This is a genomic window from Otoolea muris (assembly GCF_943193115.1).
Lineage (GTDB): Bacteria > Bacillota > Clostridia > Lachnospirales > Lachnospiraceae > Otoolea > Otoolea muris.
This window is the reverse complement of record NZ_CALPCY010000026.1, coordinates 58,584-69,033: the sequence shown is the minus strand read 5'-3', so window position 1 is coordinate 69,033 and position 10,450 is coordinate 58,584. Positions and strand designations below refer to the sequence as shown.

Genomic DNA, 10,450 nt, shown 5'->3' with positions numbered 1-10,450 from the left:
GTTTCAAACGATATCTGTTTAAAATAATGATATATTTTTTTATAAGAAATATATGCAATGATATCACTTTCAGGATCATATGCCATGATCATTATCGATGAAGGTTCCTGATCACGTATATCAGAAGAGCCCTTTGTTATTATATACCCAAATCTCCCATAGTCATTTAGCCTGTCTGCTGTATCATACAATTCATCCTCTGACAGCAGTAATTTATTATCAAATTCTGTTTCTGTTGAAATAATCGGCTCTGTTCCAAAGGTAAGAAGACGGTAATCCTTCCTGCATTGAACATATATATTTTCATATAATCCAGCCTTTTTAGCTATCTTTAACATTCTGATGCATGGCTTTTGTGCAGTGTCAAAACTTCTTAAATCACATGCCGTTATACTCAACAGGAGCATAAAAACGACAACACACCTTCCTGTTTTTACCATTTTTTCCCTTCTTTGGCCAAACCGTCTCTAAAAAATGTTAATCTGTTGTGAAATAAAAAGCTTATTGCGCGACTTTTTTCTGAAATCACCCGTATTCTTTCATCCCCCTATGTATTTTGTCCTCCTGTTTCCATTCAGACGCGTACGGCCGGAATAAACGCAAATCACGCCGAACCTCCTGCCGTCAATTTATTCAGTGACGCATCATAACTTACAATATACGAGCCTGTATCACTGATCGTTATCTTAATTGCCCCAACCTGGGGCATACTGTTAAAAAACACGGAATATGCTTCATCGGGAATGCCGCTGCCTGTATCCGGCTGTCCAAATTGCGGCTGCGCAGCCAGCATCGCCTGATAGATGCCGGTATAATTTACGGGCGCATACGGCGTCTTTTCCGGCCTCTCTTCATCCGGTATGAGGGCCTCCCTTCCCTTTATGATAATTTTCCTGCCCCTGCAGTTGATCTGGTCAAGCAGATTGAAACAGCTCCTTTTTCCCATTGCGCCATCCCCCTTATATCTCTTTCCATTCACCCATATGCTCTCCATAAAATGTCGTGACCGTATCTTTTATCCGTAATTTCCGGAATTCTTCCTGCTCCTTCAGTTCCTCCACTAAGATCTTAAAAAACGGGGCCGCTCTCCCCCTGATGCTGCATCCACATCTGCATCTCCTTGACCGCCTTTATAATCGTTGCAGTTATGTGGCTGCAAAGCTTCTTTACTATCTGCTCCTGGCGGGAGAGCTTTAATCGGTCCTGAATCCTGTTCTTATTCACATTCCCTGTCTTGCTCAGCTCAAACAGGCCATAACGGTTATACAGGTACATGGTCCAGGCGTCCGTTATCAGCAATTCTCCCAGATAATCATCCTCTTTTACCAGATCATCCGCCATTTTAACCACCACAAAATAATCCTCTCCCCCTGTCCAGATGGAATCCCTGTCCAACATGTGCCCCGCGATATATTTTTCCCTTGCGCTGTCCGGGCAGACATTTATTTCATAGAGCCTCCTGTCTCCTTTCCCCGGCATCCCCTCCCTGGTATAGAACCCCAAATCTGTTTCTACATACTCATTAGAAAAAACAAACCGTTCACCGGTGAAAAAAGCATCTTCATCCTCTTGGTGAATACCATACACCTTGTAAACCACCTCCCATTCCCCGGCGTATATCAATTGGTTCCGCTCCCATGCGATCTCACCCCCATACCCGGCTAAGTAAACAGCGTCCCGGTATTTTCCGGGCAGCTTCTCCTGTGGCAGCTCCCCCACCCGTTTCAGCTCCACCGCCCCTGCGTTCATCTGGGCCACCATTGTATTCTGGTCTTTAATAAACAGGCTTATCGGCGAGCTAACCAAATCCTGCTCATCCGGAAGGGTCGTGACGAACGTAAAATATGTGGAATTATCCCCGAAGAATTCCTGCCTGCTCCCCTCCTTAAACATCCATCCGTTCGCAGAAAACTCTTTTAATTCGTCGATGGGGTGGACCGTTATCTCATACTTCGGATCTGATTCACATATCACTCCGTCCACGGTAACCTGATCCGCACCGAAATAAATCTCCTTCCCTATCAAGTGCTCCACACTCCCCATCTTTTCCAGGTTGCCGTGCCGCGCGCAAAGCCCATCCACATAGCGCGCCGCCTCCCATGTACCCAAAAAAACGGGCGGCTCCTCCGGGATCCCGGACAGGCTGTCATATATCGCGGGTTCCCTGCTGCAGGCAGTGATGCCCATGCCCAGCAAAAACAGCAGCAGAAAAACAGTTATCCTGTACCGTATCGTTTTCTCCAAAACCGCTCCCTCCCTCTTATGGCATTATCTTCTTTACAAAATGAATCCCCGCGCATCCTGCCTCCCCCATATCTTCATCACGGTAAAAACGGGCTGCCATCCGCTATCTCCCCCGTCTTGCGCAGCTCAAACAGGCCATAGCGGTTATACAGGTACATGGTTTGATTGTCCTTTACCAGCAGCTCTCCCAGCAGCTTATCCCTTTTTATCAGAACATCCACCATTTTAACCACCACAAAATAATCCTTGTCCCCGTCCCAGAGGAGGGCCTTCAGGCGGCTGTCCTTCCTGTCATATCTCCCCCTTTCCGTATCCGGGCAGATATTCACTTCATAAAGTTTCGAGGCATACCTGCCTTTTTCCGGCAGGTCTTCTCTGATATAGCATCCGTAATCCGTTTCTATATACAGATCAGAAAAAATAATCTGCTTTCCCATGATCTCAGATGCCCCTTTTTCATCGAACGAATACAGCATATCGCATATTTCCCACTGGCCGGCGTAAACCAGTTTCTCATCAGCGTCCGGCTCCACCCCGCCATATCCACCCAGGAAAACGGAGTCCCGGTATGTCCCGGACAATTTCTTCCCCGGCAGCGTCCCAACCCTTTTCAGCTCCACGGCGCCTACATACATCTGGGCAATCATCGTATCCTGGTCTTTGATAAACAGGTTTATCGACGAAGGAAACAAATCCCAATTGTGCGGCAATATCGCGACAAACGTAAAGTACGTAGAATTATCCCCAAAAAATTCCATTCCGCTTTCTTCGACAAACGACCAGCCGTCCGCAATAAACTTGTATAAAACACTGATGGGATGGACGCTTATCTCATACTCAGGCTTAGTGTCGCATATGACGCCGTCCACAATAATCTGATCCTCCCCGAAATAAAACTCCTTCCCAATCAAATGTTCTACGCTTTCCATCATCATCTGGGTACCGTGCCGCCTGAAAAAACCATCCACATAACGCGTCGCCTTCCATGTACCCAAAAAAACAGGCGGATTTTCCGGAATGCCCGACAGGCTTTCAAACAGGATCCTGTGTTTTGCAGGCGCCAGGGGAATTTGCACACTCACAAGCGTTTCAGCCGCAGCAGACAGGAACATCCTGGATTTCAGCCTTTTTACTTCCTCCTGGCTGTCTGCTTCCTCCTGGCTGCAGGCAGTGATGTTCATGCTCAGCAAAAGCAACAGCAGAATGAGTTTTTTATATTGTATGTTTTTCTTCAAATATTTCCTCCGTTTTTCCTCTATAACTTCTCGGAATCTTTAGCCCTTAGTTTATAAGGCTTTCAGACACCATTTCAAAAAAATCACCCACTTTTTTGGAAAAAAGCTTGACAAATCGCTCAAAATTTGCCGCGAAGCCGATTGATTATATTTTATTTCAATCGACTGGAGGCGATTTTTTTGTTACCTGCTAATCCTGGCGGACATGCCGCCTATCAGGATACTTTTGTATCCCAGTTCCTTAAATTTTATCCTGATCCCTTTGCACTTCCCAAAAGCTCATGGGACTATATCGTGCAGTTCTGGTATCTCGATCTTTCCCAGACGGATTCCATTATGCAGGAATGTTACTCTGTTTTTGGCCCGGAACCAAGGCTCCCTTCCTGTATGCTGCGTTCCTATCTGCTTGCTTTGAAACTGAAAGTGACTTCCATCACTGTCTGGTGCCGCATGCTTAAGGAAACTCCTCTTTATGCCATCCTCAGTGGATTCCCTTTCGGGGATACCCCTGGTGTCGGCACTTTTTATGATTTCTTCTCCCGCATTTGGATGGATGGTTCTAACAACCTCTCCCCTAAAGACCGGTTTCCTAAAATGAAGCCACCTAAAGGAAAAAAGAAGGGCGGTAAGACTCCCTGTGATTCTTCCAGCATGGCTTCCAAACTTCTTCCTTTGCTGGAACGCTGGCAGTTCAAACCGGAAAATCCTTTTTTTCTCATTTTCAGGCTTTATAAACAGCAGTTCCTGGATCTTTCCATCCATAAAGATTTGATCGACCCGGACCATCTGGCTCTTGCCGGGGACGGCACCCCTGTCCGTACTGCCGCACAGCAGCGCAAAAAGCGCATCTGCGACTGCAAAGAAAAAGGCTGTTCTTCCTGTAACTGCAGGCATCATTATTCCCAGCCAGACTGCAACTGGGGATGGGACTCCCACCGGGATTGCTATTTCTTCGGCTACCACCTCTACATGTATGTGGCCTCCGATTCTTACAGTGACCTTCCCGTATTTCCTCTTTTAGAGCGGGCTTCCCGGCATGATATGCTTTCTTTCCTTCACTCGTTTTTTACTATGAAAGCATATCTCCCGAAATTCCGCATTGAAAAGCCCCTTCTGGATTCTGCCCACGACGCTTACGCTGTCTATGAATACTGCATACGGGAAAACATCACTCCTTTTATTGATCTCAATCCCGGACATCCCGGATATTTCACTTATAAGGATGATTTCACCATTGGTAAGGACGGCGTTCCGGTCTGCAGGCTGGGCTTACGTATGCACAAAGATGGATATGAGGCTGCCAAACACCGGGCAAAATACCGGTGTCCAAAAGCAAACCGCAAACAGGGCTGTTTCTGCGAACATCCCTGTTCACCGGCGAAATACGACAGGACCGTACACATTTTTACCGATGACAATCCAAGGTTGTTTAACATACCGCCAAGGGACTCTAAAGCATGGGAAAAGGAATATGATAGAAGAACTTCCGTGGAACGCTCCAACAAGCGGGAGAAAGAGGACTATAAATTAGAAGACGGCAGGCACCGCTCTACGAAGATGTGGTACTGCCGCCTCTACGGCATCATGATGCTCCAACACCTTGATGCCTGGGAAATGCCCTCTGTCAAGGCATTTCAAAAATCATTATTAGGTTTAGCCGCCTAATAATGATATCTTAAGCGATTCCATAAGATTTTTCAAGGCATAGTACCCGCTATGTCCAATGTTTATGTCCATTTTTCTCAAATTTCTTTTCCTGCACGATATTCAGTTGTCAATTTTCGGTTGGAATCTCATTCATTGAGATTCCGAGAAGTTATAGAACTACAGTCTGTCACAATCCAGGACAAACGAAACCTTGTCCAGAAAATCTCCTACATAGATTTTTACAGTATGGTTAAAAGCTATATGCTCTTCTCTGTTTTCAATCATATATTTTATAACTGAATCTATTTTTTTATCTGATATTTTCCTATAGTGTTCCGCTAACTCAAATATGATATTATCCAGTTCATATTCAGGAACCCTCGTCTGCTCCTTAAACATTTTCTTTAACGAATTATCAATATGTTTAAGAAAATCAAATATGTAATTAAAATTCCACTCCTCACTGCATTCAATAAGAGAACATCTGTTTCTGTCATCATAAAAATCCAAACGGTAATTTGGACTTCCCGCTATGATGCTTGTCCGTAAAAAGGAAACATAAATATATTTTAATTCACCGACAGCTTTTTCCCACTCAAGGGAGGCGTAGCGTTTCAGTCCATCAAACAGCGGAATTGCGAATGAACGGGCAATTTCTGACTCCTTCTGAATAAATTCTTCTTCTATCTGCCCTATGCTTTCGGTATACATTGTCTCCGCAGTTTTAAATACCTTAGCCATAAAATTTTCTCTGATTTTATCTCCTGTTTCCATTCTCTGCTATCCCTCTAATTCTACTTTAAGCAAATTATACTTCCTTATGTTTCTCCGCAAAAGACTTTCTGCTACATCGAGACGAATGATTACCCTGTCAGCTTGAATATCCTGTATTCTAAATACAGGCTCCCTGCCTATCTTTCCCTTGTATAAAACCAGCGCATCTTTATCACAAGACTTAAGGCAGGGTATTGATTTTAATATTGGAGCATAATAAAGGGCATGAGAATTCAATTCATTATTCAATATACAAAACTGCTTAAATTTCATTGACGGAATATATATCCGAAATACGTCCTTTACCGGTCGGCTTACCGCGAACATCTGGCTGTCTAAAATGTCCACTCTATCATGTTCTTTTGCAGAATTTGAAAAAACCACATTTTTATCCGGAATTCTAACACCATTATCTTCCATAAAATCCTTCCGCATAAATGTTGAATAAAAGTTTTGAATCACTGGAGTATAGCGATACCTTTGATCCTGTCTGATGCAAAAGTAATCCATTTTCACATACTCCTTCCTGCATAAATTCCAATGCCATTTTCCACCTGTGGATTACCAGGATATGTACAGACCGGAACCGCGGCAGCGGCATATTGCTGTAAAACATCACTATATCCCGGACTGACGGATCCCATTAACTGTAAATTGTTTTCTATTGACTGGAAAACCGGATCAGGCATTCTCTCTTTTGATTCAACTTTTTTAAAGCGCCGTAATGGTATCATCCGATATTTTTCTGCATAGCTTATAATATCATTTCCTGACAAGACAATCTGATTCATCGTTTCATTTTGGATTAATGAAATATGGCTTCCCCCTGTAAGCATAATAGATTCCTGTCCGCTGAGCCGCACCTTACCTTTTGCAGAAAATTTGACCTTACAACTTGCCGTCAGCGAAACTCCCGATCGGTCTCCTGTTCTCACAGCGGACCAGTTCTCCTCTTCCACAGAAGCTAATTCCATCTTGTCAGGGTGCATATTCAATGCTTTCCCATACGGCGTTCTTAAAAATTTAGTTGTATTTTTACAATTTTCTTCTGTCTTTCTGCCATGGATAATAAATGCATTTTCCTCAAATTCATTTGGAAAATACAGTTCTGCATATTCGCCTTTCTCTGGCATTGAATACATAATATTTCCTGTTTCCGGCTTATACGGGTATAAATAGGCTGTTTCCTTATTTTGTTCCCTGTCAATGTCCAAGTGCACTTTTATTTTTTCATTTTTAACCTCCAGCACTTTACCTCTGATTGAACATCCCTGGAGCGATGCTCCGTAACGTATGAGATCATTTGAATGAAGTTTCCCTAATTTATAATCAAATACCACAACCGAATGTGAGGATCTGATTTTTTTCCCCATAATATACCAAATATCATTGTAATAAGAAATCTTACTTCCCAACTGAAGATTTTGATAAGATGACAATTCCCATAAAATACAGTTATTTTTCCCTCCTCTCAAATATTTCAGGCGATCGATCTGTCTTTTTTCTTCTAATACACTCTCAATAACGATAGCCTTTTTATCCAATATACCAATAGCAATAGCTGGTTTTGTCGTATTTGATACCGGATAAATGACGGTTCCCATACATCCCGCCATCCTTCTCATAAACTCCCAATCCGTTTCATTATATCTGATAACCGGCCCAAAAGGATGTATATCTTCCTTCTCCTGATATTTTAAAATTCCCTTTTCTTTTATAGTGTCTTTCATAATATCTCTGTATGTCAGCCCGCTATCCTGAAATGAACAGGATTTTTTCTCTTTATGTATCAGACACTCTGCTCCCTTACATAGAATTTTTACCCGGCCAGCCGATCCTTCGATTGTAATCGCCTGAATGAATCCTCTGAAAACAAAATATCTCTGAATATCCGGCAAACAGACAACTGCCAATATCTGTCCTATTATGTTCTTTTTCTGTAATTCATTTAAATGTTCTGGTTTCATTCTCCCAATAATAATGGCCTCTGTCTGTTCGTTCATTTTTTCATCAACTGTAAGGCTGTCTATTTGGTCCAGATCGACAGCTCCTGTTGTTTTTAGCATCCCCAGGCTAATTGCTTCCATCACACTCACTCGCCCTCCTCCATCATCCTTTTAGTTTCTTCTATTTTCTCTCTAATAGCATCCATAATATCGGCATCTTCTTTCGTATTTGATAAAAGTTTGTCTTTGTAATATTGATAAGCATCTTCATATCTGGATATCGCCAGGTCATATTTCCCCTGTCTTATCCGAATATCGCCGGACGCTACCAATGCGTTAATCACATAAAGGCGATCCCGCTCCCTATAGCTTGGCATCATCGCCAGTTCCGCATATTTTTCTGCTTCTTCCAAATCATCCATTTCCAAATACGTATACGACATCAACAAATATAAAATGCCGCCTTGGGTGGAATTACTTCCATATAATTCCTTACACCATTTAACAGATTTTTCATAATACTCCAACGCCTTATCATAATTTCTCTGTGATGTCTCATATTGTCCGTATGCTCTGTATAAATCATTAACAGGCCACTCCTTCAATCCTGTTTGATTGCTGATTTCCTCTGCTTCACGAAGACAGATCTCCGCTTTCTCATATTGCTTTTTCTCCATATAAAAAGTTGCCAGATTAGTCTTTAATGCCACTATATCTTTTGATTGATCCCCGCCCTTTTTCTCAGTTCGCCTCAACAGCTTTTTATATTCCCAGATAGTCATGGAAACATTCCCGCGGATATACCAGGTATTCAATATTCTTTCGGCCTGTTCTATAGCTGTCATGTGTGCATTCTGATACGCTGTTATCACAGAAGAAACAAGCCATAAAGATACTAATAAGATAATACAAAACTTCCACTTTTTTTTAGCCATTTGTAATATACGCTTCATATTTAATCCCCTGCTCACCATTTAACTTCCACTTTACCCCGTTCGATTCATGTCTGTCTAAATAATCAAACTTATACATTTTTTCAAATTCAGGCTCTTTCACTTTAAATCCATCCTCGTCTATTTTCTGACTTGCTAGAACTGCATAATCATCCGTAAAAAATGTAATTCTTATTTCTTCAACCCATGTAGCATTTGAAGTATATAAAAATGCCGGAATCGTTGTAATGACTGATAAAAAATTAATTGAACGTAAAACCGACTCATTATTAATCCATGGAGTAAAAAAATTGCTGGCATCCACAATATCCATTGGTGTCATATATCTATCAGTATCCCCTTCTTTTTGCCATTGATAAAGAACAATCCCCATAGACAACCAATTTCCTCCATGATCAATAAGGGCACTCACCAGTGATAAGAGTCCAACCCCTTGAGTTTTTAACTCATCATAATAAGCATGTGACCAAAATTCCAAATGAATTCCACTATAAATATCATCAATTGTTTTTAATTCAGGATTTACATCCATAGAATTTTTCAAATTTGTAGCCTTTTCCATGGCCTGTTTACTGTTTTTTATCTCTTTACTTCGTTCTGTCTGTAATTCTGGAACGATATCATAATTTAACTCCCATACTATGTAACTCTCATACCACTCTTTGCATTTTTGTTCCACAAAATTTATTAAATCCTCTGTGGCTTTTGTGATTCTATCCAATACTTTATGATAACCCTGTCCATCCCTATGAAAAGACAATATCCCTCCACATCTGCATACCATATAAGAATCTAACGTAAGGAGATGATACGGAGCATCCTTCCATTTTTCAAATTCCACAGGTGCTATCCTTATTTTTCCCTCTACTCCTTGTATTACTGACTGTATATATGAAATTTTCGACTCAACCTTTTCTGAATTTTCGTAACAATGTATATTTTGTGTCAACTCAGTTAATATCGCATTAATATCATCAAGGTTAGATGTAATACCTGTGAGAACACTTTGAGGCTGAACAAAATTTTCATCAATTATAAATATAGTTCCGGACAATTCATTTACAGCTGCAAAATGAGTATCTAATTTTTTAAATTCTTCATCTATTTTTCTATCTAATTGTGGTTTATAATCCGATGCCATTTTATCTGTATTAAAAGGATTTTTTTTCCTTATATCCATAGTCTTTCGTTTTAATTGCATATAGTTTTCATGAAGCGCCTCTAAAATATCAAATATTTCTTGACATTTCTGTGTGTATCTTTCAATCATCTCTTTTTCATCAACATCAAACCATTGCTCCACATAACGTCCAAGGCATAGTTTATCTCCTCTCTTCTTTAAGGCAGCCATATTTTCCTCTAATTCTTCTGCTGTTTCAGCCTTTAATGCTCTAACAGCCGCTTCATAATATGGTGAATAACAAAAACGAAATCTCCCTATATTATCTGGTTTACAATCATCATCATGTGCAAATCCATGACCCAAGTTCGTTATACTATGCGAATGATCAAAATGTATATATGTCTTATTCCATTCATAAATAGAGGTTCCAGGGGGTTGGGCATAATTACATACCAATGCCCCATATTCTGCAATAACTCTGTTTTTATTGATTATTTCATCTGCATTGCCAATTCCCATATTTTTTCT

11 protein-coding genes are annotated in these 10,450 nt (G+C 41.1%); 1 reads left to right on the top strand and 10 read right to left on the bottom strand.

All coding sequences use genetic code 11. The annotated features are described in order from the left end of the window. From NFS31_RS15760 to NFS31_RS15740, 5 genes are all read right to left on the bottom strand, one after another. Nucleotides 1–440, bottom strand: a 440-nt coding sequence (locus NFS31_RS15760; protein ID WP_251497003.1) for a hypothetical protein, incomplete at its 3' end; no start/stop codon positions are given. A 164-nt stretch (nucleotides 441–604) separates the two neighbouring features. Further along, complete coding sequence (locus NFS31_RS15755) at nucleotides 605–946, bottom strand: hypothetical protein (RefSeq protein WP_251497000.1); 342 nt, start codon at nucleotides 944–946, stop codon at nucleotides 605–607. A gap of 122 nt (nucleotides 947–1,068) precedes the next feature. Beyond that, nucleotides 1,069–2,244: a hypothetical protein gene (locus NFS31_RS15750; RefSeq protein WP_251496997.1), complete on the bottom strand. Its 1,176-nt coding sequence runs from the start codon at nucleotides 2,242–2,244 to the stop codon at nucleotides 1,069–1,071. A 77-nt stretch (nucleotides 2,245–2,321) separates the two neighbouring features. Continuing rightward, nucleotides 2,322–3,479 (bottom strand): hypothetical protein, encoded by a 1,158-nt coding sequence (locus tag NFS31_RS15745; RefSeq protein ID WP_251496994.1) that lies wholly within the window; start codon nucleotides 3,477–3,479, stop codon nucleotides 2,322–2,324. 279 nt (nucleotides 3,480–3,758) lie between these two features. Further along, complete coding sequence (locus NFS31_RS15740) at nucleotides 3,759–4,442, bottom strand: hypothetical protein (RefSeq protein WP_251496991.1); 684 nt, start codon at nucleotides 4,440–4,442, stop codon at nucleotides 3,759–3,761. Nucleotides 4,443–4,550: 108 nt separating this feature from the next. On the opposite strand from NFS31_RS15740, the gene NFS31_RS15735 reads away from it, so the two are divergent. Next, nucleotides 4,551–5,144: a hypothetical protein gene (locus NFS31_RS15735; RefSeq protein WP_251496988.1), complete on the top strand. Its 594-nt coding sequence runs from the start codon at nucleotides 4,551–4,553 to the stop codon at nucleotides 5,142–5,144. A gap of 159 nt (nucleotides 5,145–5,303) precedes the next feature. Here NFS31_RS15735 and NFS31_RS15730 read toward each other — a convergent pair whose 3' ends face one another. The 5 genes from NFS31_RS15730 to NFS31_RS15710 form a co-directional block, all read right to left on the bottom strand. Then, the gene (locus NFS31_RS15730; protein WP_251496986.1) at nucleotides 5,304–5,900 is read right to left on the bottom strand and encodes a hypothetical protein; all 597 of its coding nucleotides are present in this window, start codon (nucleotides 5,898–5,900) and stop codon (nucleotides 5,304–5,306) included. Between the two features lie 6 nt (nucleotides 5,901–5,906). Further along, nucleotides 5,907–6,320 (bottom strand): hypothetical protein, encoded by a 414-nt coding sequence (locus NFS31_RS15725; protein ID WP_251496984.1) that lies wholly within the window; start codon nucleotides 6,318–6,320, stop codon nucleotides 5,907–5,909. Between the two features lie 92 nt (nucleotides 6,321–6,412). Beyond that, nucleotides 6,413–7,990: a hypothetical protein gene (locus NFS31_RS15720; protein WP_251496981.1), complete on the bottom strand. Its 1,578-nt coding sequence runs from the start codon at nucleotides 7,988–7,990 to the stop codon at nucleotides 6,413–6,415. Nucleotides 7,991–7,992: 2 nt separating this feature from the next. Then, nucleotides 7,993–8,799, bottom strand: coding sequence for a tetratricopeptide repeat protein (locus NFS31_RS15715; protein WP_251496978.1), 807 nt, complete (start codon nucleotides 8,797–8,799; stop codon nucleotides 7,993–7,995). Further along, nucleotides 8,774–10,441, bottom strand: a complete 1,668-nt coding sequence (locus NFS31_RS15710; protein ID WP_251496976.1) for a hypothetical protein — start codon at nucleotides 10,439–10,441, stop codon at nucleotides 8,774–8,776. The genes NFS31_RS15715 and NFS31_RS15710 overlap by 26 nt, the downstream gene beginning before the upstream one ends. Between the last annotated feature and the right edge of the window lie 9 nt (nucleotides 10,442–10,450).